Raw genomic sequence first — 23,295 nt, 5'->3', positions numbered from 1 at the left:
TTTATTTGGTTGTTCGTTTTTTATGTATTTAACCTTAGGTGCAGCTCAGCTAAAAGTAAAAAAAATTCCTTTATTAATCTGGAGTATTTCCATTATTTTACTGGTCGGTTTAGGTGTTTGGCAGCTAAACCGTGCAGCTGAAAAACAGCGAATGTTACGTCAGACCGCAAGCGCGCAAAGTGTTACCCGACCAGTGGGTATGTCACAACAGCAATTATTAGCATTATCAGAAAAACAATTGTTGGATGCAGAGGGGCAGTTAGTCGAGCTGGCGTTAAATATCCCGCCTGATCTGCTTACTTCTAACCAGGTATGGTTGTTAGATAATCAAATATATCAGCATGTGCTCGGAGCACATGTCATCATACAAGCTAATGTGTTGAATTCAAGAAAACAGGTTTTACTCGATTTAGGCTGGGTACCTTATAGTAAAGATAGATTACCTGTTTTGCCACACAATTTACCGCAAGGTTTAGTTGAGCTACAAGCTCAGATTAAAATCCCGAGCAACAATCATTTTATGAGCGAGATAGTAGAGCGTCGCGATAAATGGCAATTTATCTCACAAATATCACCTTATTTTATTCAAAAATTGCAACAGCAAAAATCAAATTTGTTGCCTATACTGTTAATTAGTAAAGCAAATTCAGACGTTGCATATCAAAGCAACTGGCGGCAGGTAAATATGCCGCCAGCAAAACATTATGCTTATGCCGTTCAGTGGTTTGCTTTAGCGATTGCGCTAACAATAATAATATTAATTAAGGCTACGAAATGGAAAACTCAGCAAAGTTAACCGTAACACCGCAGAAAACATCGTTCTATTTTTTGCTTTTATCTTTTTTGATACCTGTTTTATTGGCTTGGGTTGCACTCAAGTATTCATGGTTCACACCCGCTGTAACAAATAAAGGTGAACTGTTAAGCCCACCGCTGCAATTGTCTACTACTCAATTGCCCAGTGAGCTGAAAAATACATGGGTGCTTTTATACATTGCTGACGACAATTGTCAGCAATGTGAACAGGCTCAATACCTAATGCAACAAATAGATGTGGCATTAGGTAAAGAAACTGCACGGGTACAGTTGGCTTCAAATCATATGTCACTGCAGCAACACATGGCCGTTATTCAAGATCCAAAACTACAACAAGCCGCATCAGGGCATCTATACCTAGCAGACCCATTGGGTGTCATCATGCTTAAGTATCCATTAGCGGAAGGTAGCGATAAACAAATTCGCACTGCAAAAGATGTGTTAAGTGATTTACGCAAATTATTGAAGTTATCAAGGATCGGCTGATGATTAAATTAACCAGACTGGCAATCATACTGGCCTTTGTTGTCGTCGTTTTAGGGGCTTATACACGATTAACCGATGCTGGATTAGGCTGCCCTGATTGGCCCGGTTGTTATGGTCATTTATTGGTGCCTACAGAGCAGCAAAGTGCAGTTGCACAAGCGCGTTTCCCAGATCAGCCAATTGAACCACAAAAAGCTTGGAACGAAATGATCCATAGATATTTTGCTGGGACGTTGGGAATATTAATACTGATATTAGCCCTTTTACCTTGGCGTAAAGAGCAGGCAGGGGGAGGTAGGTCGTACTCTGCTTATAAGGGGCATACATTTGCATTGTTGGTTGTTGTTGTGTTTCAGGCAATATTGGGGATGTGGACAGTGACCATGGCCCTTAAACCAATAGTTGTGATGGCCCACTTGATAGGGGGTTTTAGTGTGTTTATTTTGCTGGTTTTTTTGCATATGCGATTAATGCGTACTCAGCACAAACAATTTGTTGCTAGTTTTACAGGTATACCCACAATCGGTGTTTTGGCGTTATCAGTGCTCATTTTGCAGATCGCTTTAGGTGGCTGGACATCGTCAAACTATGCTGCTTTGGCGTGCACTCAGTTGCCCATTTGTGAAGGCGATTGGAGTAACCGATTAGATTTTGCACAAGCATTTTCGATGACACCTGAAGCAGAGAGTTATCAATATGGCGTGTTGGATTACGCAGCTCGCATGACCATTCATATTAGTCACAGAATAGGCGCGATATTCACCGCAATCGTGATGCTAAGTTGGCTATTTGTTTTTGTAAAGCGTTCGCAGGTACCGCAAACCAAGCGTACCGCTTTATTGGTTTTTACATTGCTAGTAGCACAAATCGTTCTAGGTATTAGTAACGTGTTTTTTTCACTGCCACTATACGTGGCCGTGGCCCATAACGCTGTCGCGCTGTTATTACTTACTGCGATGGTTAAAAGTGTCTATTTGTATTCGTTAAGCCAAATAGACAATGTAAAGCCTGTAACTCATGAGGAGAGTAAAAATGCGCAGCAAGACCGCTCACAAATTTTCACTACAAATTGAGCAATTACCTGCTTGGCGTGATTTTTTTGAAATTACTAAACCTAAAGTTGTAGCGCTTATTCTTTTGACTGCCTTGGTCGGGATGTTGGTTGCTCAACCCAATTTACCCAGTTTGCAAATTTTACTGTTTTCTTTTTGTGGTATCGCGCTGTTGTCTGGCTCGGCGGCTGCGGTTAATCACGTCGTTGATGCAAAAATTGATTCTGTAATGGCGCGCACTCACAACAGACCGCTGGCTAAAGGGCGTTTAACAGATAAACAAGCACTGGCTTTTGCGGCCATTATAGGGGCATTTGGTTTTGTCCTGTTATGGTATGGTGTTAACCAATTAACCGCTTGGTTAACGCTGGCGTCTTTAGTTGGGTATGCTGTGGTCTATACCTTGTTTTTAAAGCGGGCAACGCCACAAAATATTGTGATTGGTGGTTTGGCGGGGGCAATGCCTCCATTGTTGGGGTGGACTTCTGTCACCAACCAGATTGACCCAAATGCCCTGTTACTGGTACTGATCATTTTTACTTGGACGCCTCCTCATTTTTGGGCGCTCGCAATACATAGAGAAAAAGATTATCGTAAAGCGGGTGTGCCTATGCTACCTGTCACTCATGGTATTGAATTAACTAAAACCATGGTGCTTTTGTATACTATTTTATTGACCATAGTTTGTATTTTGCCTTGGTTATCAGGTTTGTTTTCTGAGCTATATTTGGCCGCTGTGTGTCTTTTAAACCTGCGCTTTATGCATTACGCCGTACAACTTAAATGGTTTGCTAAAGAAGGCTTAGCGTTTAAAACTTTTAAGTTTTCTATTTGGCATTTATTGTGGTTGTTTGTGTTTATGATGTTGGATCATTTTTTACTATGAAATTAAAAATTTGCGCTTTGTTTTGTTTTATTATCGCTTTGAATGCATGTCAAGACGTAGCAGATAATGGTGTAAAAGCTGAATTCCCTAATGTTCTGTTGTACCCGACAGCAAAAGAGATTCAACCTTTTGTGTTAAAAGATGAAGAGGCGGCACTATTTGACAATAGTGCTTTAGCTGGCAAGTGGACCCTGTTTTTTTTGGGTTACACTTTTTGTCCTGATATCTGCCCCACCACACTCGCCGATTTAAACCGTGTTTATCCACAGCTCACTAAAGTCAATCCAAATGTACAAGTGGTCTTAATTAGCGCCGATCCGCAAAGAGACACACACAGCCGACTTAAACAATATATTGAGTTTTTTAATGCCGATTTTAAAGCTGTTACGGGTCCACACCCCGATTTATTGCCTTTTACACGAAACTTAGGTTTGGTCTATGCAATGCATGGAGAAGGTGATAATTATTTAGTTAACCATTCTGCCGCACTGGTGTTGGTCGACCCTAATACTCGTATTCGCGCGATGATTAAACCTGACTTTACCAGTCAACCACCCAGTATTAATTTTCAGCAAATAGCAGAAGTACTGACGTATCTACAATAGCGCAGAGACACTATTACACTGAATTGGCGGTATAAAGCAAAAAATAAACGGAATTTTTGAATTTTTACTATCAGCATCTAATATAAAAACAGGCTATTAGTGAACAATGCGAGAATGGACTAGGAAAAGGCCATTACAGGAACAAAGAATGGAAAGTTACGAATTCGCACACACTTCTACTGTAGCGCAAGCTCAACAAATTAAGCTTGATTTGCTTGCGTTAAAGCGAACAAATCAAGCAATCAGGTTAGATTTATCTAAAGTAGAACGAATCGATACAGCTGTATTGCAGTTGATTGTCGGGTTACGACAAGACTGCAAAAGCGAAAATATCCCGATGACAATAATAGCCGGCAGCGAACGTTTTATTGAAGCATGCCGGTTTGTTGGGCTAGATAATTTATTGATAGTAGAAAACTAAATTGGTAAGGACAACAATGAAAAAGATACTTGCAGTTGATGATTCAGCTTCGATGCGTCAAATGGTCGCTTTTACCCTGAAAAAAGCAGGTTATGATGTACAGCAAGCTAAAGATGGTGTTGAAGCACTGGATATGGCTCAAAATAGTCGTTTTGACCTCGTGTTATCAGATGTAAATATGCCCAATATGGATGGTATTAGTTTAATTCGTAATCTACGGGCTTTGCCTGACTATAAATATACTCCGCTATTAATGTTAACGACAGAGTCTGGTTTAGAAAAAAAATCAGAAGGGAAAGCTGCGGGGGCCACGGGTTGGATTGTCAAACCTTTTAATCCAGACCAACTGATTGCGACGATTGGAAAAGTATTGAGATAGCATATGAAAATGGACTTAAGTCAGTTTTATCAGGTTTTCTTTGAAGAAAGTTTTGAAGGGCTGGATGCAATGGAAGCAGAGCTATTGCGCCTTTCAAATGATACGCCTGATGTTGAGTCCATCAATACAATCTTTCGAGCGGCTCACTCTATTAAAGGGGGCAGTGGTACTTTTGGCTTTGAGAAAATAGCAAGCTTTACGCATGTGGTTGAAACTTACCTAGATCTGGTGCGTGAAGGTAAGCGCAAATTGGCCACTGAGCAGGTTGATTTGTTATTGCGCTCTGTTGATTGTTTGCGTGATATGTTAACGGCATTAAGCCAAAACCAAACAATGGATGAGTCAAGAGCAATAGCACTGAAAGCTGAATTTGAAAGTTTACTAGACGAACCGCCAACTGCGAATTCGACTGAAACACAACAACTAGCAAAACCGCAAGGGAGCAAGTCGAGTTGGTATATAACGTTTATTCCCCATAGAGAAATTTTATTAACAGGTAATGAGCCTTTGTACATGTTGCAAGAGTTGGCTCAGTTAGGGGAGGTGGAGGTTGTCGTTAATACTCAGAGCTTGCCTGCTTTAGATTTAATTGATGTTGAGTCCTGCTATTTCAGTTGGCAGATTGAATTAATCAGTGATTGCTCAGAATCGCAGATTAAGGAAATTTTTGAGTGGGTGGAAGACGATTGTGAAATCAATATTTCACGGCAAGGGTTCCAAACAAAAGACACTAAAACTCAAGTTACGGCGCTCTCATCTTCGCAAGTAAAACCTGCCGACGAAAACACACAATTCAGTATCGAGCCAAGTGAACCCACCAAAAGTGAGACTGAAGTCGACAGCCATACAAAAATTAGAACAGACAAGCAATTAGCAGAACCGGCAACTAAGGTTCAGGCGTCGCCAACGCAATCAACTGCTTTAGTTGGTGATTCGTTGACGACTGATAAAGCAAAACAGACATCGCAGAAAATAGCGGATGCCAGTTCTATACGCGTTAGTATCGATAAGGTGGATTCTTTAATCAACATGGTTGGTGAACTTGTTATTACCCAAGCCATGTTGATGCAACTTTCCGAAAGTGAGTTTGACAACAAGGTTGTTAAACGCATGAAGCAAGGTTTAGCCCAATTAGAGCACAACACCCGAGAGTTGCAGGAAAGTGTGATGCGTATTCGCATGTTACCTATTAGTTTTGTTTTTAATCGATTTGTGCGCTTGGTACGGGATAGTAGTCAAAAATTAGGTAAAAAAATCGAACTGGTGTTACTGGGTGAGCAGACCGAACTTGATAAAACGGTGATGGAAAAAATATCCGACCCCATGGTCCATTTGGTACGTAATTCGGTTGATCATGGTATAGAAAGCCCGCAAGAGCGTATGGCTGCCGGAAAAAGTGAAATTGGTAAAATTACCTTGAACGCTTATCATCAGGGCGGCAATATCGTCATCGAAATAATCGATGATGGTCGAGGATTGTCAACCGAGAAAATTCGTCAAAAAGCAATTACCAATGGACTGATTAATGCAACTGATGAGCTGACTGACGAGCAAATCAATTTATTGATTTTTGAACCTGGATTCTCAACAGCCGAAACTGTTTCAGATTTATCCGGTCGAGGTGTTGGCATGGATGTTGTGAAAAGTAATATTCAAGCGTTAAATGGCGCTGTGGATGTTGAATCAACGCCGAACCAAGGCACTAAGTTCAAAGTTCGTCTGCCGTTAACCCTGGCTATTTTAGATGGCCAATTGGTGCGTGTTGGACAACATATTTATATTATCCCATTAGTAAACATTATTGAATCGTTACAAATTAATCCTACGCAGGTTAGTAATATCGGTGGGCAATTGGATGTCTTGGATTTGCGCGGTGAATATGTACCTATCGTAAGATTGGCAGAGGTTTTCGCGCACCAGTCAGATAGCCATTCACTGAACGAAGGGCTGTTAGTCGTCGTTGAGGTAGACAGTGGTAAAGCGGGCATCTTTGTAGATGATTTATTGGCACAACAGCAAGTTGTAATAAAAAGCCTAGAAGCCAATTATTGTAAAGTAGAGGGTATTTCAGGGGCGACTATTTTAGGCGACGGCACAGTATCGCTGATCATTGATGTTGTTGGTTTGGTCAAAGTAGCTGGTATCAAAAACCTTGGTACAGGAAATATCACCATAGCTGAACACAGTACATCATGCGAGTCACTATGATAGAAGAGATAAATAAAAAGCTTGAGCAGTTAAATGAATCGGCCAGCGAAGACTTAAATCAATATCTATCTTTTTTCATCAATGATGAAGAATATGCGGTAGACATACTGAGAGTACAAGAAATTCGATGCTGGGAAGGTGCAACGGTTATTCCCAATTCGCCAAAGTATATCAAAGGTGTAATGAATTTACGTGGCACCATCGTTCCTGTTATGGATTTACGCGCACGCTTAAGCATAGAGGAACGGCCCTACAATGCAATGACAGTCGTTATAGTCTTGAAGTTTTACACTGTAAAAGACAGTGCAAAAATCAGTGGAATTGTCGTGGACGCGGTCGCCGATGTTCATGCTTTAAAAGCTCAGGATATACAGCCCGCGCCTGAATTGGCGTGCAATGTAAACGCTGCATTTGTCAAAGGTTTGGGGCGAAGCGAAAAAGGGGCTTTGATATTGTTAGAGCCAGACGCTTTATTGACAATCCAGTAATGGTTACTGGAAATAGGAGATAGTATGTTTTCTCGATTGTTTAACAAGGGTGATGATGAACAAACGCTTGAACTAAAACGTAAGTTAGCGGACTTAGAAAGTAAGATGCGCGCGCTGGATAAATCACAGGCGGTGATTGAGTTTGCTCTAGATGGCACGATAGTGCATGCAAACAATAACTTTTTGCGGGCAATGGGCTATTCACTTGATGAAATAAAAGGGCAGCATCATTCAATATTTGTTGAGCCGGATTACGCGAAAAGCGTCGAGTATAGTGCATTCTGGCGAAAATTAAATAGCGGTAATTTTGTTGCTGATGAGTTTCCACGAATTGCCAAAGGTGGCCGCGAAGTCTGGATTCAAGCAACCTATAACCCTGTATTTGATGAACATGGCGAGATTATAAAAATCGTTAAATTCGCGACCGATATTACCAGTCAGAAAAAGAAAAGTGCCGATTTGGCCGGCCAGATCGAAGCGATAAATCGTTCCCAAGCCGTTATCTCTTTCAACTTAGACGGCACCATCATTGATGCGAACGAAAACTTTTTGGCGACATTAGGTTACAGTCTACGTGAAGTTCAGGGGCAACATCATTCCATCTTTGTGTCTGAAAAAGTCAAACAATCTAAAGCATATGAGCAGTTTTGGTTTAAATTAAGGCAAGGTGAGTTTGTCTCGGGGGAATTCCAGCGTGTCGGAAAAAATGGGCGGGATGTTTGGATCCAAGCCTCATATAACCCCATTTTAGATATTCACGGTAATCCATACAAAGTGGTTAAGTTTGCAACTGACATTACTGAGCAAAAGTTAGCCGAAGTGCTGAATCAGAAAAATGCAAATCTGGCCAATGCACTACAAGTTTGCCAAGCCAATGTGATGATTGCGGACAACGATTTAAATATCGTTTATTTAAATGAACAAAACTACCAAATGCTAAAAAACCGGGAACGTGAAATTAAGCAAATTTTGCCTAATTTCAACGCAGATAAATTAGTGGGGACTTGTGTAGATGACTTTCATAAACATCCTGCACACCAGCGTCGCGTTTTATCTGATATGCAAGAGCCATATTTTACCAGTATTAAATTGGGGGATTTAACTTTTGAGTTAATTGCTACGCCTTGGATTTCTAACATGGGAGAGCGTTTGGGAACGGTTGTTGAATGGTATGATGTGACGGAAAAACTCAAACAACAAGCAATAGAACTAGAAACATTGCGAGAAAATCGCAGAGTGCGGCAAGCCCTGGACAATGTGACAACCAATACCATGATTGCCAATGGCGATAATGTGATTGTTTACATGAATGAATCACTCGAAAAAATGTTGAAAAATGCACAAGCAGATATTCGACAGGCTTTACCAAACTTCAATGCTGATAATTTGTTAGGGCAAAACATCGATGTTTTCCATAAAAACCCGGCACACCAGCAAAATATTATTAAAAATCTAACATCGACATATGCAACCGAAATTGAAGTTGGCCCCAGAGTATTTAGTTTAGTTGCTAATCCAATTCTTGATGACGAGAATGAGCGTATCGGGACGGTTGTTGAGTGGGCTGATAGAACAGTTGAAGTTAATGTTGAAAAAGAAGTTGCCTATTTGGTTGAATCTGCATCGCACGGTGATTTGTCGATACGCTTAAAAACAGAAAACAAAGAAGGCTTCTTTAAAAATTTGGCGTTAGGCCTAAACAGCTTAGTAGATTCGTGTGACGCTGTGATTAACAGTACGGTTGAAGTGTTAGATGCGATGGCTCATGGTAATTTGACAAAACGTATTAACGGAGACTACGAAGGTACGTTTGCCAAATTAAGAGATGACGCAAACACTACGGTCGATAAACTGACTGAAATGATAACACGTATTAGCCAGTCAGCAGACACAGTTGCAGCAGGGGCGGATGAAATTGCACAAGGTAATGCAGATTTAAGTCAGCGTACAGAAGAGCAAGCATCTTCATTAGAAGAAACTGCAGCCAGTATGGAAGAAATGACCAGTACAGTGAAGCACACCGCTGAAAATGCAGCTTTAGCTGATGAGCTCGCAGGTCAGGCGCGAAATAAAGCCGCTGAAGGGGGGGCTGTTGTTAAAAGAGCCGTATCCAGTATGGCTGAAATTAACAATTCCAGTAAAAAAATAGCAGATATTATTGGAGTGATAGATGAGATTGCATTTCAAACGAATCTGTTGGCATTAAATGCCGCAGTAGAAGCGGCAAGAGCGGGTGAACAAGGTCGAGGTTTTGCGGTGGTCGCGGGTGAGGTTCGAAACTTGGCGCAGCGCAGTGCAGAAGCCGCCAAAGAGATTAAAAATTTAATTAGAGATAGCGTTGCCAAGGTTGAAGATGGTTCTGCTTTAGTAAACGAATCAGGCATGACATTAAATGAGATTGTAAGCGCTGTTGATAAAGTCAGTCGTATGATCGCCGATATTTCTGTCGCTTCTAATGAACAAAGCTCCGGTATTGAGCAGGTGAATAAAGCGATTACGCAAATGGATGAAATGACACAGCAAAATGCGGCATTGGTTGAACAGGCGTCTGCAGCCGGTGAGTCGATGGCCGAGCAGGCTGGCACAATGCGACGTTTACTGGCATTTTTTACCGTCGACAACAACCACAATCAAGCATTGACGGCCGAGCGTCACGTTAATGAACCCGAACAACAGACTGTAAAAACGACGCTAGCCGCAAAGCCCCGAGTGAAGTCAAGTAACCTGTCAGCATCCTCGGCGATATCATTTGACGAAGATGAAGATTGGGAAGAATTTTAAAAAAAAATGGCGGGATTGAACGAGACAAACTATGCTGGATTTTAGCTTTTAGCAATAATTTTGAGTAGCGCATAATCAGTTGTGAAAATTAAATATAAATTTCATACATTATGCTTTGACATAGTCTCATTTTATCGCTAAAAGTCATCCCGCATTCAATTGTTTGAATGCCTGAATACTTTTCTAAGTGGAGAGGTCCTACATGGCAAAAACGAAGCAGCAATTGTTATCAAGGATTTATGATGATCCGAAAAATTATCCGTACGGTTTTAGGCGTTCTGGTGATTTTTCAATCTCAGAAGCGGATGCGCTGGCAACTTATGGTCACTTGTTCAATGCCTTGTATAAAGGTGAGATCCAACCTTCAGATGATGAAGATGAGAGGATCTTAGCGATAATGCGGGGTGATGCTAAACCAGAAAATGCAACAGAAAGAGCTTGGCTAAAATATCAGTCTCGTTTAAATCGGCCTAAGTTAGGCAGCTTGTATGGTAACAAAAAACAGGCTGTTACTGATGTCGATGACGACGATGATATGGGATTAAATGATGATTTGGGGGATTCAATTGACCCAGATGATGATTAAACTCTAATTCTTTTAAACTTTATTTCCTCGCCGTTATATAGCCTAGGTTGCAGTAACTTGGGCTATTTCGTATTGATAAATTATCAGCTTCTATCGCTGATGTTATTTATTATCGCAGCTTGATAGCTCTTTACGACCACACCTAATATACGAAACGCTGTAAAGTGTGCAACAGCAGATATTTTAGGTATATACTTAAATTATCTGAAAGGTATCCTTAAGGGGTTTGCGTATGCTTACTGTTTCGTCAATTGAGCAGCCGGATGTGACTAAACATGTTATTGAAATTGTCAGGAATTCATTGAGTTATGCTTTTCATAACCAAGGCGATCGTTTGCCCGAGCATTTAATTCCGACTCACCCAGCATTAGCCGATTCATTAGCTTGTTTTGTTTCTCTCAGTGATCATGGTGGCTTGCGCGGTTGTGTGGGTACAACGGTGCCAAACGGACGTCTGGACAATAATATTTCTTGGTATGCACATGAAGCGGCTTTTCATGACCCAAGGTTTGATCCAATTCGATCAGAAGAATTTGCAAAACTCAATACGACCGTGTCAGTCATGTCTAAACCCTTGCAAATGGTTGCCAACAGTGAAGCTGAATTAATTGAGCAGCTCATTCCCGGCAGAGATGGTTTAATGATTCAATATGGTCAATTAAACGGCGTCTTTTTACCTTGCATGTGGCGTGAATTTAGTGAGCCAACTGCGTTTTTGCACGCGTTGAAAGAAAAGGCGGGTTGGCCTCCTCATGGTTGGACGGCTGCAATGCGGGCTCTGGTTTTTCAAACATATCGTATTGAGGGCGCGTTGGCGAATTAGCTTGTAAACTGGTTGGAAATTTGCGGTTACAGTGAAATATCGCGCTGCCTTGTGACCTTTTCGCTTGTTGTTTGGCATCGACCGCCAATTCAGCAATATGATGATGTGACGTACACAGGTTGACATCGGGTGAAACTAAACCGATAGATAGGCTCAGTAACTGGAAAAAGGTTTGTTCACCGCTGCGCGTATAACCTGCGTAACCCCCTAGGAAAATATGCTCCTGGCTAAAAAATGCTTTGACCTTTTGATCAAACTCACGAACTAACTCATTCAACATTGTCAGATCTTCTCGGCGGTAAAAAATAACAACAAAGTCATCTCCGCCAATATGACCAATAAAACAATGCTCTGTGTTGCATATCTTTTTAATCAGCTGTGCGAGCAATACAATAACCTGATCACCTTTAGCGTAACCATACTGGTCATTAAACGGCTTGAAGTGATTTAGATCGATATAGGCAAAGTGGAAGTTCTGTTTACGTGCTAATAATGAATCAAGTTCTTTATCGATCGGTACATTACCGGGCAATAGAGTCAATGGATTTGAATATTTAGCGCGCTCAAGTTGTGCATCGGTGATTTTCTTTAGCAAGCTGCGAACCGAACCCATTCCTTTGTAGGTTCCGTTTTCGGTTATGACAAAAGGAGTGCGCGCTTCCAAGCGAGTTTCATCGGTTAACATGCGGCTCAATTCTTCCAATGAGATTTTCGATTCTACTGAAATAAAATCGGTGCGCATCAATAGCGAGATTGGTTTTTTATCATACAGAGCATGGCTTAGGGGTTTTGAAAAGTGTTCCATGAGCTCTTCTCGCATGACAATACCGACCACATGTTGTTCGTCTAAAATAGGAATGGTATGTAGACTTTTGTCATTTTTAAAACGCTCTAGTATATCTAAAGTAATGGCTTGCCAACTTTCACCTTTTACCGGCCTTAGTAGATGAGCGACAGAATCTGTACTGAGTTTATTGGCATTGGTATTGACGTCATTTTGAGTTTGCAACACTGGCGGGACTCGGGTATCGGCTTTTGTTGCCGGTTTGGCAAGTAAAAAACCTTGCGCAAAGTTTATCCCAAGTTCACGAACACTTGCCAGCTCAGCTTCTGTCTCAACGCCTTCTACAATGGTCATTGCATTGGTATTGTTTGCCAAGTTTAGTAAGGCGCTTAAAAATTCTCTTTTCATCAAATCTTGATCACAATCTTGGACAAAATAGCGATCAATTTTGATCAAGCTTGGTCTAATTTTAGACCACTGAATTAAACCAGAATAACCGGCGCCCAAATCATCAATAGCAAACTGAAAACCCAGCGTTCTGAGCTCATTTATCACATTGGTTAAATCTTCAATATTATCCGCAGGGTTTTCTTCTGTGATTTCAATGACAATACGATTTCCATTTAAACCAAAACGATGCAACAGGTCTTGCAGCCATGCTGAGTTAGCGCATCGGGTGGCCAAATAGTTGGGCGTGATGTTTAAGAATAATTTTCCGACTAGGTTTTGCCGCGCAAAACACTCTATCGCTTTTTCAATACAAATGGTTTCCAGTTGTGCATGGCATTGATGCTGATGTGCAGCGTTAAACAAGTTTAAGGGTGACTCTAGCTGAGTGCCTTTGGGACCGCGACTGAGCGCCTCGAACCCTAAGACCCGATTCGTTGTTAAGTTATAAATAGGCTGCAATACTGTTTCGACACTCTTATTGTCGAGAATATGCTGTATACTTACTTTATCTTGAGTCGTTTTCAACATGGCACTTAATTGATCTACTTAGCTAGGGCAAATGTCAAAAAATGACACTTGATGCAGTAAGCAGCCAGCTTATCCGATTTGTATTAAGAAAAAATGACATGTGGTCAGTAAATGAAACTGCAATCAACCAGTAACACTCAAATTGAGACGCCTTGCATTCGTAATTGTTGTTTAGATGAAAAGGACATTTGCATCGGATGTGGCAGACATGTTGATGAAATTGTTCAGTGGCGTTCATATTCAGATGCACAGCGCAAAGTGTTAATGAGCCTTGCCAAAAATCGCAAACAACAGCGTGTATAATCATGTAGACAAAAAAGTTAAACGATTTTTTCGTAATTTAACGTTTTTTATATGCTTTTAAATTGGTATCCTTGCCAACAATTTATATCTTGAGGGGAAATCTATCGTGGAAATGATGTCTGGTGCCGAAATGGTCGTGCGGGCACTTACCCAGGTGGGTGTGAAACATATATTTGGATATCCGGGTGGTGCTGTTCTGGATATTTATGATGCATTATTTGAAGCAAATGATATCGAACATTTGCTTGTTAGACATGAACAAGCAGCAGCGCATATGGCAGATGGTTATGCGCGGGCAACCGGTAAAGTGGGAACCGTATTGGTTACATCGGGTCCGGGTGCAACAAATACCATAACAGGTATCGCAACTGCCTATATGGATTCTATTCCTATGGTTATCTTGTCAGGTCAGGTCCCGACAAGTGTCATCGGCGAAGATGCATTTCAGGAATGTGACATGGTGGGGTGTTCGCGACCGGTCGTAAAGCATAGCTTTTTGGTTAAAAAAGCAGAAGATATTCCTGCGACAATTGCAAAAGCTTATCACATAGCAGCAACTGGACGACCCGGTCCAGTTGTTGTTGATCTGCCCAAAGATATTGTGAACCCGAAAGAAAAACATCCTTATGTGTTTCCAGAGTCCGTGCAAATGCGCTCGTACAATCCAAATCTGAAAGGACACAAAGGGCAAATTAAAAAAGCACTTCAGACTTTATTAGCCGCTAAAAAACCTGTCCTCTATATAGGGGGCGGTGCGGTTGCTGCAAATTGTAGTGAGCTGATCACCGCATTTGCGGAGCGTTTAAACTTGCCAGTAACCAATACGCTAATGGGGTTAGGCGCTTTTCCCGGTACACATAGACAATGCTTAGGTATGCTAGGTATGCATGGTACGGTTGAAGCAAATAAAACAATGCATAATTCTGATGTTATTTTTGCTTTAGGTGCACGCTTTGACGATCGTGTGACCAATAACGTGCAGAAATTTTGTCCGCATGCGACTATTTTGCATGTCGATATTGATCCAACCTCAATTTCAAAAACGGTTTCAGCGCATGTGCCCATTGTTGGCTCTGTCGAACAGGTTTTATCTGATATGGTAGAAATGTTAGATAACACAGGTGAGCAAAATGACAGACAGGCACTTGCCACTTGGTGGAGTGAAATTGAAACTTGGCGCAGCACTCAGTGTTTGACTTATCAAAAATCAGACAAAGTCATTAAGCCACAACAGGTTGTGGAATCTTTATATAAAGTAACTAATGGTGATGCTTATGTCTCTTCTGACGTAGGCCAACACCAGATGTTTGCCGCTTTGTATTATCCATTTGCTAAATCACGTCGCTGGATCAACTCAGGTGGTTTAGGCACCATGGGGTTTGGATTGCCGGCAGCCATGGGGGTTAAAGTCGCACTACCTGATAGTGTGTCCGTTTGTATTACCGGCGATGGTAGTATACAAATGAATATCCAGGAACTATCAACCTGTCTGCAATATGGTATTCCGGTTAAAATTATTTCACTGAATAATCAGGCATTAGGTATGGTTAGACAGTGGCAGGATTTGATTTATGAAGGTCGTCACAGTCACTCTTACATGGAGTCGTTACCTGACTTTGTGAAATTGGCTGAAGCCTATGGTCATGTCGGAATACGCGTGTCTGATCCGGCGGATTTAGACGCTGCAATGGAAAAATGCTTTGCCATGAAAGATAAACTCGTCTTTATGGATATCTTGGTTGATCAAAATGAGCACGTTTATCCAATGCAGATTAAGTATGGTGCGATGGACGAAATGTTATTGAGTAAAACGGAGCGTACATAATGCGAAGAATTTTATCCGTATTATTAGAAAATGAGCCGGGGGCATTATCACGTATAGTCGGGTTATTTTCGCAGCGTGGTTATAACATCGAGAGTTTAACTGTGGCACCAACCGATGATGAAACCTTGTCTCGATTAACAGTGATTACCGCTGGTGATAACCGAGTGATTGAACAGATTACCAAACAAGTGAATAAGTTGGTTGATGTACTCAAAGTTCAAGATATTACTGAAGGTGAGCATATTGAGCGTGAATTGATGTTGGTTAAAGTCAAAGCCGAGAACAATGAAGCGCGAGGTGAAATGAAACGCTTGAGTGATATTTTCAGGGCACAAATTGTGGATGTTACCCCTACAACTTACGTGATTCAGTTGGTCGGGACAACCTCTAAATTAGACGCCTATATTGAAGCAACCCGCACAGAAGCTGAAATTTTAGAAGTTTCTCGTACTGGGGTAACCGGCTTATCTCGTGGGGAGAAGTCGCTTAGATCTTAAGCGTCTCTTGGTAACCCTTTTTCTATTATTCTAACGAGGCGCTGAGTTTTTTTATCCAGATTAAACTGAGCGTCTTGTTTATTTTGCTGTTCTAAAACGGCCCACTGAATATGTTCATCCAACATACCTGAAACTTGTCCTATACGTTTTTCTAGTTCCGTTATTATATTGGGGTTGTAATCCGCATTACCCAAGCCAACCGCTAAATTTCTTAACCAATATGGATAACCTATTCTTCTAATCGGTGAACCAGCCGTTTTGTCTAAAAAAGTTTTTTCATCCCATTGCCAGAGCGTTAATAAGTCCTCACCTAATAAACCGTGTCGTGCTTTAAAATCTTTTTCTTGACTGAGCTGAGCGAAACGATTCCAAGGGCAAACTAATTGGCAATCATCGCAGCCGTAAACACGATTCCCAATTAATTTACGATATTCCACTGGAATTGAATCTTTAAGTTCAATAGTCAGGTAAGAAATACATTTGCGAGCATCTACTTGATAAGGTTCAACAATTGCTTGAGTAGGACAAATGGTTAAACAAGCGACACAAGTACCACATTGTTGCTCAACGGGTTGATCAACTGGCAGAGGTAGATTTATTAACAGTTCTCCCAGAAAGAACCAACTACCTGCTTCTCGATGCAATACTAACGTATGTTTGCCAACCCAACCTAACCCTGCTTTTTCTGCAAGAGGACGTTCCAGAATCGGTGCAGAATCGACAAAAGGTCTAAAACCCGTGTTGAGCTCAGTTTCCGCTTCTATTTTTTGTCCCAGTTGTTTGAGTTTATTACGGACCACCTTGTGATAATCTCGCCCAACTGCATACCGACTGATATAAGCTTTTTCTGATTTTTTTAAGGTCGCTGCAAACTCGGCATCTTGCGGTAAATAATCTAAGCGCACACAAATAGAACGTACTGAACCCGGATGAAGTTCTGCAGGGCGGGCTCGCATCATGCCATATTTACTCATGTACGACATTTCGCCGTGATAATTTTGGTCCAACCAATTTTGCAATTCAGCTTCATGTTTACTGAGGTCTAAATCAGAGATGCCGACTTGTTGAAAACCCAATTCTTTTCCCCATTTTTTAATTTGCTTGGCCAGCTCTTGCAGTTGTTTAATCGTTAAAGACATAAAAGATCACTTTTGGCGTGTTTTAAATTGGGGTGTGCAGCGTATTTATTTAACGTATTATATACTCAGTTTTCGTCAGATATAATGGTTGTGCATGAAGTTATCCAGTAATCGACATTTACCTCGTAATTTATATACGCCAGAACAGGTAAAAAATAGTGAAAAATGGGCCGCTCAGCAGCAAGGCTTAAGCTTGTTTGAATTAATGCAAAAGGCAGGCGAAGCTATTTTTGAGCTTATTGAAAATTGTTTTTTCAAAGAAAAAACACTCTGTATCTTGCTGGGGAAAGGCAATAATGCAGGTGACGGTTTTGTCGTCGCTCGGCTGGCACATACTGCTGGATGGCATGTAGAGCTTGCCACTATGCCTGGCTGTCAAAGTTGGAGTGGCGAAGCGCAGCAAGCATTGGCTCAATTACCGGACAGTATTCACTTTAAAAATGTTGAAAGTTGCGATTTTTCATCTTTCTCTGTGATCGTCGATGCCGTTTTTGGCATTGGCTTAAACAAAATTGTAAAGCCAGAGTGGAGTGTGATATTTGATGCGGTTAATCAAGCAGGTCGATTGGTTATTAGTGCGGATGTACCAAGTGGCCTGAATGCGCATACTGGCGATGTGATGGGCAATGCGATCAAAGCGACGCATACGGTGACTTTTATTGCTTTAAAGTCTGGTTTATTTACCGCTGATGCGGGCGATTATTGTGGTGAAATTCATTTTGCGCCGCTCGATGTCGCACAGCATGTGGAAAAGGCTAATCAAGCTTATTTTCGTTTGTTACAATTATCCGAGCAAAAATTTTATTTTAAGCCGCGAGCACGCAATAGCCATAAGGGGCAATTTGGTCGTTTATTGTGTATTGGCGGCGATCGCGGTATGTCGGGAGCCATTCGGATTGCGGCAGAAGGCGCTTTACGCGCAGGGGCCGGAACTGTCAGTGTGATAACGCATCCGGACAATGTCGTTCAGGTCAGTCAAGGTCGCCCTGAACTGATGGTTTATGGGGTTAATGGTATTACAACTGAAGCTAAAACATTGATGCAGCAAGCTGACGCGATTGTAATCGGACCGGGGTTGGGCCGCAGTGGCTGGGCAAATGGGTTGATGCAAATTGCTTGTGAGTTAGAACAAAATAAAGTTGTCGATGCTGATGCCTTACATTGGCTGGCCGAACACGCGGTTAAAAAGAATAATTGGATTTTAACACCTCATCCAGGTGAAGCGGGTGTATTATTACAGCAGAGCAGTTCACATATACAACACGATAGGTACGCCGCCGCGCAGCAAATTCAGGCGCGTTATGGTGGTGTCTGCATTTTAAAAGGACATGGTAGCTTAATTGCTTCCTCGCAAGACACCTCTGTCTGTCAAGCCGGCAACCCGGGGATGGCGAGCGGCGGAATGGGAGATTTGCTGGCTGGAATATGCGGTGCTTTTATCGCGCAGGGTTTTGCGCCGACATTGGCTGCTGAGTTGGCGGTTGTTGTACATGCGCAAGCCGGAGATGAAGCCGCGAAACAAGGCGAGAGGGGCATGATAGCGAGTGACTTAATGTCTTTTGTTCGTCAGTGTGTTAACCAAGCAATCGAGAGCTAAAACATGCAGTATGAAATAGAGTTAACGGATGCTGAAAAAACGGTCCAATTTGGTCGCAAATTATCAACTGCCGTTGAAGCGCCGCTGGTGATCTATCTTGAAGGTGATTTGGGTGCCGGCAAAACAACCTTCAGCCGAGGTTTGATTCAGGGGTTAGGGTTTTCTGGCAATGTGAAGTCGCCAACCTACACATTAGTAGAGCCTTATGAGTTGCATAATCTCAATGTATATCATTTTGACTTATATCGTTTGGCTGATCCGCAAGAACTAGACTTTATCGGAATAGAAGAATATTTTTCTGAGAATAATATCGTGATTATCGAATGGCCTGAAAAAGGTGCTGGATGGTTGGCACAAGCCGATCTAATGGTTAATATGTATCATAAAGCTGAACAGCGTTCGCTTAAAATTGAAGCAAAAACTGCATTAGGAACTCGGGTTGTTGAAAAACTAATATGAAGTTGTTGAGCCATTTATTAAACACTGCCAAATTTTTTTGCTATTGCATGCTGCTTGCCAGCGTGTCGACTTTTGCTGCAAACCAGATTGAAGGTGTACGTATTTGGCCCTCACCCGATAGTACCCGAGTGGTGTTTGACCTGAAAGATAAACCACAATATAGCTATTTCTTTTTGAAAAACCCACATCGTCTGGTGATTGATTTAAGAGAGACGAAGAAAGCTTTTGAGTTGGAAAAAACACAGGTTAAAGGTGATTTAATTAAGCGGGTTCGTTACAGTCGACCTGAATATAAAAACTCACAGCGGATTGTGCTTGATTTAAATAAAAGCCTGCAGGCTGGTATTTTCTCGCTCGCGCCAATTGGTAATTATGGTGATCGTTTGGTGGTGGATTTAACCGACACCAGCCAGAAAAAACAGCATGATACCAAAAAGCAAGTTGATGTTGGCGGACGACGCGATATTGTTGTTGCGATAGACGCAGGACATGGCGGTGAAGACCCAGGTTCGATTGGGCCCAGTGGTTTGTATGAAAAGAAAGTGACTTATCAAATTGCCCGTAAACTAGAGCGATTAATTAACTCAGAGCCGGGCTTGTCAGCCGTTATGATCCGCACAGGTGACTATTATGTCGATGTCAATAAACGTTCTGTCATTGCGCGTCAGAAAAAAGCAGACTTGTTGATATCGATTCATGCAGATGCGTTTACCAGCCCACAACCAAGAGGAGGCTCCGTCTGGATGTTATCATTACGCCGTGCGAATACGGAAATAGGACGCTGGATCGAGCAGCGAGAGCAACACTCTGAGTTATTAGGTGGGGCGGGTAAAATTATCAAAGATACACAAAACGAAAAGTATCTCGCTAAAGCATTACTCGATATGTCGATGGACCACTCAATGTCGACCAGTTATGCACTCAGTCAAGAGATGGTGAAACAACTGGGCGCGGTGACAAAAATGCACAAGCGTACGCCACAGACAGCCAGTTTAGGGGTGTTGAAATCACCCGATATTCCGTCACTGTTAATCGAGACAGGATTTATTTCTAATCCGACAGAAGAAGTTAAGCTTAGTCAGCGCGAACATCAACAAAAACTAGCCAGTGCGATTGCCAAAGCAATTAAAAATCATTACCGTAAGTATCCACCAGAGGGCACTCTGTATGCTAAAATGCATCGCAATAAAGACCATATTGTCAGCAAAGGCGAATCTTTATCTGTAATCGCGAAGCGTTATGCTACAACCGTTTCAGCTATTAAAGATATTAATCGATTAAAATCCGATGTGCTGCACATAGGTCAGACCCTTAAAATTCCTCAATCATAGGGAACGTAATTAGCCCCTGTATGCCAATTCAAATATTGTCGCCACAATTAGCCAACCAAATTGCTGCCGGAGAAGTGGTTGAGCGGCCAGCTTCTGTTGTTAAAGAGTTGTTGGAAAATAGCTTAGATGCAGGCGCGAGTAAAATTGAAATAGAGATAGAAAGAGGCGGCAGTCAACTTATTCGCATCAGAGATAACGGCTCCGGTATTGCAAAAAATGAGTTAATGCTTGCACTTAGCCGACACGCAACCTCAAAAGTTGCTTGTTTAGCAGATTTAGAACAAATTATTAGTTTGGGGTTTAGAGGCGAGGCTTTGGCCAGCATTAGTTCTGTTTCTCGTTTAACGCTGACTTCTAAAACCGCACAACAAAATGAAGCTTGGTCTGCTCGTGCTGAAGGGCGAGACATGCAGGTAGAGATACAACCGGCAGCCCATCCAACCGGGACATGCGTGGAAGTTGCTGATTTGTTTTTTAACACCCCAGCCAGAAGACGCTTTTTGCGAACCGACAAAACCGAATACAATCATATAGACGAAGTGGTGCGGCGCATTGCCCTGAGTCGCTTTGACGTGCAAATTAAGCTCAGTCACAATGGTGCTTTGCAGCGCAATTATCCTGCGGTTAAAACTGACAATCATAAAAACACTCGCATTCAAGCCATTTGTGGGCGCCAATTTATTGAATCTTCGATAATGGTGAATGCTGATTATGACAATATCAAGATCACAGGTTGGTTAGGTTTACCTCAAGCAGCGCGCAACCAAAATGATTTGCAGTATTGTTATGTAAATGGGCGAATGATGCGTGATAAATTGATTAATCACGCTATTCGACAAGTATATGAAGACAACATACCCAGTGAAATGTACGCCGCGTATGTTTTATTTATAGAAATAGATCCAAAACAAGTTGATGTAAATGTCCATCCGGCTAAACATGAAGTTCGTTTTCATCAAGCGCGCATTGTCCATGATTTTGTTTATCAGGCACTTCATAAAGCATTACAACAAAGCTTACAAGCTTCGTGGGTCAATGATGCTAAACCTCTGGACGTCGCAACCTCCAGTTCGACATCAGCGATGAACTCACCCGCAAATAGCAGTGAATTCAGTCGCTATTCTGAACCGCGCGAGCAGCGAAGTGGAGGCGTTCGGGATATCGCGAGCGAATTAATCGGTGCGGGGCGCTCATTGTTTCCGGGGCAAGTGAAAACATCGGGCTTACAGCAAGCGTTTAATAAACAACAAGCCGTTGATAGCCGCCAGCAAGTTGCACAGTATCGTGAGTTATTAGGTTCGGCTAACAGTGAAGTGCACACCGGTCATAAGCCGAGTGAAAGTTCAGAAAATAACCGAGCACGATTGGTCGAAGATAATTTTCAAGAGTGGCAATTATTGACTTCAGTGCAGGGGAAGTGGTTACTATTTTACTATCAGGATGACGTTTTTGTGATTGCCAGTCACAGTTTGTTGGTGAAGGCAATCCAGCATAAATTAACACAACAGGTTGCACAAGGTGTGGTCAATCAACCCTTGTTGTTGCCGACTTCGTTCAAAATAAATGATAAACAGCGAAGCGCATTTGAAGCGAGTATGCAATTAATGAATCAATTAGGTTTTTCTTTTATAACTGCGTCACAAGATACACTTGTAGTCCAAAAAATCCCTTCTATACTGAAAGATATTGATTTAAGTTGCTGTATTTCAACATGGTTAGACGGCTTGTCTGAGATTGCAGATGTGTCGCAAACAGCGGTCATTAAAACCTTGGCTTGTGCTATCGTTGAACAAGACAAAAACAAAGACCAGAAGATTCAATTATGGTTGCAATCATATAAAACTGATGCAACAAACAAAATGCACCAATTTTTAAAATTAAATGCAAAAAAAATAAATTTAGCAGACATCGGCGGGTCATATCATGCAGGGCTATGAGTCTGAAGCCATTTTTATAATGGGGCCAACTGCATCTGGCAAGACAGCCTTGACTTTAGAGCTTGCCAAACATCTAGAGTGCGAAGTCATCAGTGTTGATTCAGCGCTGGTGTATCAACAGATGGATATTGGAACGGCAAAACCCAGTGCTGAAGAAATGGCGCAGGTAAAGCACCATTTGATAGATTTTGTCGATCCTGCAAATGTGTATTCAGCAGCGGATTTTCGCAAAGATGCGTTGCGGTTAATAGCCGAGATTCATCAGAGAAATAGAATGCCTATATTAGTGGGCGGCACTATGATGTACTTTAGAGCTTTATTAGATGGGCTTTCGGAATTGCCAGCCGCAGATGAAGAAGTCCGCGCTCAATTGGCGATAGAAGCGCAATCAATCGGATGGGAAAAAATGCATGCAATGTTGGCAGAAGTCGATCCAGTTGCCGCGCAGCGCATACACCCAAATGATCCACAACGTATTAACCGTGCATTGGAAGTTTATCGCATTAGCGGTAAAACCATGACAGAGTTAACGCAAGATAAAGGGCAGGCATTTCCTTATAAAGTGACTCAGTTTGCGATTGCACCTGAGGACAGAAGTATCTTGCATGGGCGAATCGAAAAACGCTTTATGCAGATGCTGGCAAATGGATTTGAAGATGAAGTAAAAAAATTACATGCTCGAGGTGATCTACATCCTGATTTACCCTCTATCAGATGTGTTGGGTACAGACAAATGTGGGATTACCTTGAAAAAATTATAGATTATGATGAAATGGTATTCCGTGGCATAGTAGCGACACGTCAATTGGCAAAGCGACAATTGACATGGTTACGAAACTGGCCGCAGTTAAACTGGTTAGACAGTGAACAATCAGGGTTGATAAATCGTACAATTTCAACGATAAAGTAAATTA

Annotated in this window: 21 protein-coding genes and 1 pseudogene; 20 read left to right on the top strand and 2 right to left on the bottom strand. The window is 41.8% G+C overall.

Going from position 1 to position 23,295, the window contains the following annotated elements:
• Positions 1-22: 22 nt before the first annotated feature.
• From FNT16_RS04105 to amrA, 12 genes are all read left to right on the top strand, one after another.
• Complete coding sequence (locus FNT16_RS04105) at positions 23-796, top strand: SURF1 family protein (protein ID WP_143870351.1); 774 nt, start codon at positions 23-25, stop codon at positions 794-796.
• Positions 775-1,302: a hypothetical protein gene (locus tag FNT16_RS04100; RefSeq protein WP_143870350.1), complete on the top strand. Its 528-nt coding sequence runs from the start codon at positions 775-777 to the stop codon at positions 1,300-1,302. Before FNT16_RS04105 ends, FNT16_RS04100 begins: the two co-directional genes overlap by 22 nt.
• Entirely contained in the window at positions 1,302-2,375 is a 1,074-nt protein-coding gene (locus tag FNT16_RS04095) for a COX15/CtaA family protein (RefSeq protein ID WP_143870349.1), read from the top strand. Before FNT16_RS04100 ends, FNT16_RS04095 begins: the two co-directional genes overlap by 1 nt.
• Positions 2,335-3,240, top strand: coding sequence for a heme o synthase (gene cyoE, locus FNT16_RS04090; RefSeq protein ID WP_143870348.1), 906 nt, complete (start codon positions 2,335-2,337; stop codon positions 3,238-3,240). Before FNT16_RS04095 ends, cyoE begins: the two co-directional genes overlap by 41 nt.
• Positions 3,237-3,845 (top strand): SCO family protein, encoded by a 609-nt coding sequence (locus FNT16_RS04085; RefSeq protein WP_143870347.1) that lies wholly within the window; start codon positions 3,237-3,239, stop codon positions 3,843-3,845. Before cyoE ends, FNT16_RS04085 begins: the two co-directional genes overlap by 4 nt.
• Positions 3,846-3,993: 148 nt before the next feature.
• On the top strand, positions 3,994-4,266 hold the full coding sequence (locus FNT16_RS04080) for an STAS domain-containing protein (protein WP_185976680.1): 273 nt from the start codon (positions 3,994-3,996) through the stop codon (positions 4,264-4,266).
• 16 nt (positions 4,267-4,282) lie between these two features.
• Positions 4,283-4,645 (top strand): response regulator, encoded by a 363-nt coding sequence (locus FNT16_RS04075; RefSeq protein ID WP_143870345.1) that lies wholly within the window; start codon positions 4,283-4,285, stop codon positions 4,643-4,645.
• A 3-nt stretch (positions 4,646-4,648) separates the two neighbouring features.
• Positions 4,649-6,853 carry a chemotaxis protein CheA gene (locus tag FNT16_RS04070; RefSeq protein WP_143870344.1) on the top strand — a complete coding sequence of 735 codons (2,205 nt, stop codon included), beginning with the start codon at positions 4,649-4,651 and terminating at the stop codon, positions 6,851-6,853.
• Complete coding sequence (locus tag FNT16_RS04065; RefSeq protein WP_246072352.1) at positions 6,850-7,341, top strand: chemotaxis protein CheW; 492 nt, start codon at positions 6,850-6,852, stop codon at positions 7,339-7,341. Before FNT16_RS04070 ends, FNT16_RS04065 begins: the two co-directional genes overlap by 4 nt.
• 105 nt (positions 7,342-7,446) lie before the next feature.
• Positions 7,447-10,122, top strand: coding sequence for a methyl-accepting chemotaxis protein (locus tag FNT16_RS04060; protein ID WP_143872863.1), 2,676 nt, complete (start codon positions 7,447-7,449; stop codon positions 10,120-10,122).
• 202 nt (positions 10,123-10,324) lie between these two features.
• The gene (locus tag FNT16_RS04055; RefSeq protein WP_143870342.1) at positions 10,325-10,708 is read left to right on the top strand and encodes a MaoP family protein; all 384 of its coding nucleotides are present in this window, start codon (positions 10,325-10,327) and stop codon (positions 10,706-10,708) included.
• 232 nt (positions 10,709-10,940) lie between these two features.
• Complete coding sequence (gene amrA / locus FNT16_RS20700) at positions 10,941-11,531, top strand: AmmeMemoRadiSam system protein A (RefSeq protein WP_143870341.1); 591 nt, start codon at positions 10,941-10,943, stop codon at positions 11,529-11,531.
• 205 nt (positions 11,532-11,736) lie between these two features.
• Here the strand turns inward: amrA and FNT16_RS04045 are convergent.
• Positions 11,737-13,293, bottom strand: a pseudogene (locus tag FNT16_RS04045) (EAL domain-containing protein); the annotation flags it as partial.
• A 111-nt stretch (positions 13,294-13,404) separates the two neighbouring features.
• Here FNT16_RS04045 and FNT16_RS04040 point away from each other — a divergent pair.
• The 3 genes from FNT16_RS04040 to ilvN all read left to right on the top strand — a co-directional run bounded on the left by FNT16_RS04040 (position 13,405) and on the right by ilvN (position 15,918).
• Positions 13,405-13,596 carry a DUF1289 domain-containing protein gene (locus tag FNT16_RS04040; protein ID WP_143870339.1) on the top strand — a complete coding sequence of 64 codons (192 nt, stop codon included), beginning with the start codon at positions 13,405-13,407 and terminating at the stop codon, positions 13,594-13,596.
• Positions 13,597-13,702: 106 nt separating this feature from the next.
• Positions 13,703-15,421, top strand: coding sequence for an acetolactate synthase 3 large subunit (locus FNT16_RS04035; RefSeq protein WP_143870338.1), 1,719 nt, complete (start codon positions 13,703-13,705; stop codon positions 15,419-15,421).
• Positions 15,421-15,918 carry an acetolactate synthase small subunit gene (gene ilvN / locus FNT16_RS04030; RefSeq protein ID WP_143870337.1) on the top strand — a complete coding sequence of 166 codons (498 nt, stop codon included), beginning with the start codon at positions 15,421-15,423 and terminating at the stop codon, positions 15,916-15,918. Before FNT16_RS04035 ends, ilvN begins: the two co-directional genes overlap by 1 nt.
• Here ilvN and queG read toward each other — a convergent pair.
• The gene (queG, locus tag FNT16_RS04025) at positions 15,915-17,057 is read right to left on the bottom strand and encodes a tRNA epoxyqueuosine(34) reductase QueG (RefSeq protein ID WP_143870336.1); all 1,143 of its coding nucleotides are present in this window, start codon (positions 17,055-17,057) and stop codon (positions 15,915-15,917) included. The genes ilvN and queG overlap by 4 nt on opposite strands.
• A 94-nt stretch (positions 17,058-17,151) precedes the next feature.
• Between queG and FNT16_RS04020 the strand changes: the two genes are divergently transcribed.
• Genes FNT16_RS04020 through miaA form a run of 5 tightly spaced genes read left to right on the top strand, consistent with a single transcriptional unit; the run spans position 17,152 to position 23,291 of the window.
• Positions 17,152-18,654, top strand: a complete 1,503-nt coding sequence (locus FNT16_RS04020) for an NAD(P)H-hydrate dehydratase (RefSeq protein WP_143870335.1) — start codon at positions 17,152-17,154, stop codon at positions 18,652-18,654.
• A 3-nt stretch (positions 18,655-18,657) separates the two neighbouring features.
• Positions 18,658-19,113, top strand: a complete 456-nt coding sequence (gene tsaE / locus FNT16_RS04015; RefSeq protein WP_143870334.1) for a tRNA (adenosine(37)-N6)-threonylcarbamoyltransferase complex ATPase subunit type 1 TsaE — start codon at positions 18,658-18,660, stop codon at positions 19,111-19,113.
• A complete protein-coding gene (locus FNT16_RS04010) occupies positions 19,110-20,444 on the top strand; it encodes an N-acetylmuramoyl-L-alanine amidase (protein WP_143870333.1) in 1,335 nt (444 codons plus the stop codon). Before tsaE ends, FNT16_RS04010 begins: the two co-directional genes overlap by 4 nt.
• Before the next feature lie 20 nt (positions 20,445-20,464).
• Positions 20,465-22,381: a DNA mismatch repair endonuclease MutL gene (gene mutL / locus FNT16_RS04005; protein WP_143870332.1), complete on the top strand. Its 1,917-nt coding sequence runs from the start codon at positions 20,465-20,467 to the stop codon at positions 22,379-22,381.
• Positions 22,368-23,291 carry a tRNA (adenosine(37)-N6)-dimethylallyltransferase MiaA gene (miaA, locus tag FNT16_RS04000; protein WP_143870331.1) on the top strand — a complete coding sequence of 308 codons (924 nt, stop codon included), beginning with the start codon at positions 22,368-22,370 and terminating at the stop codon, positions 23,289-23,291. The genes mutL and miaA overlap by 14 nt, the downstream gene beginning before the upstream one ends.
• The last annotated feature ends 4 nt before the right edge of the window (positions 23,292-23,295 follow it).

It is taken from the genome of Catenovulum sediminis, assembly GCF_007289895.1.
Lineage (GTDB): Bacteria > Pseudomonadota > Gammaproteobacteria > Enterobacterales > Alteromonadaceae > Catenovulum > Catenovulum sediminis.
This window is presented reverse-complemented; position numbering and strand designations above follow the sequence as displayed.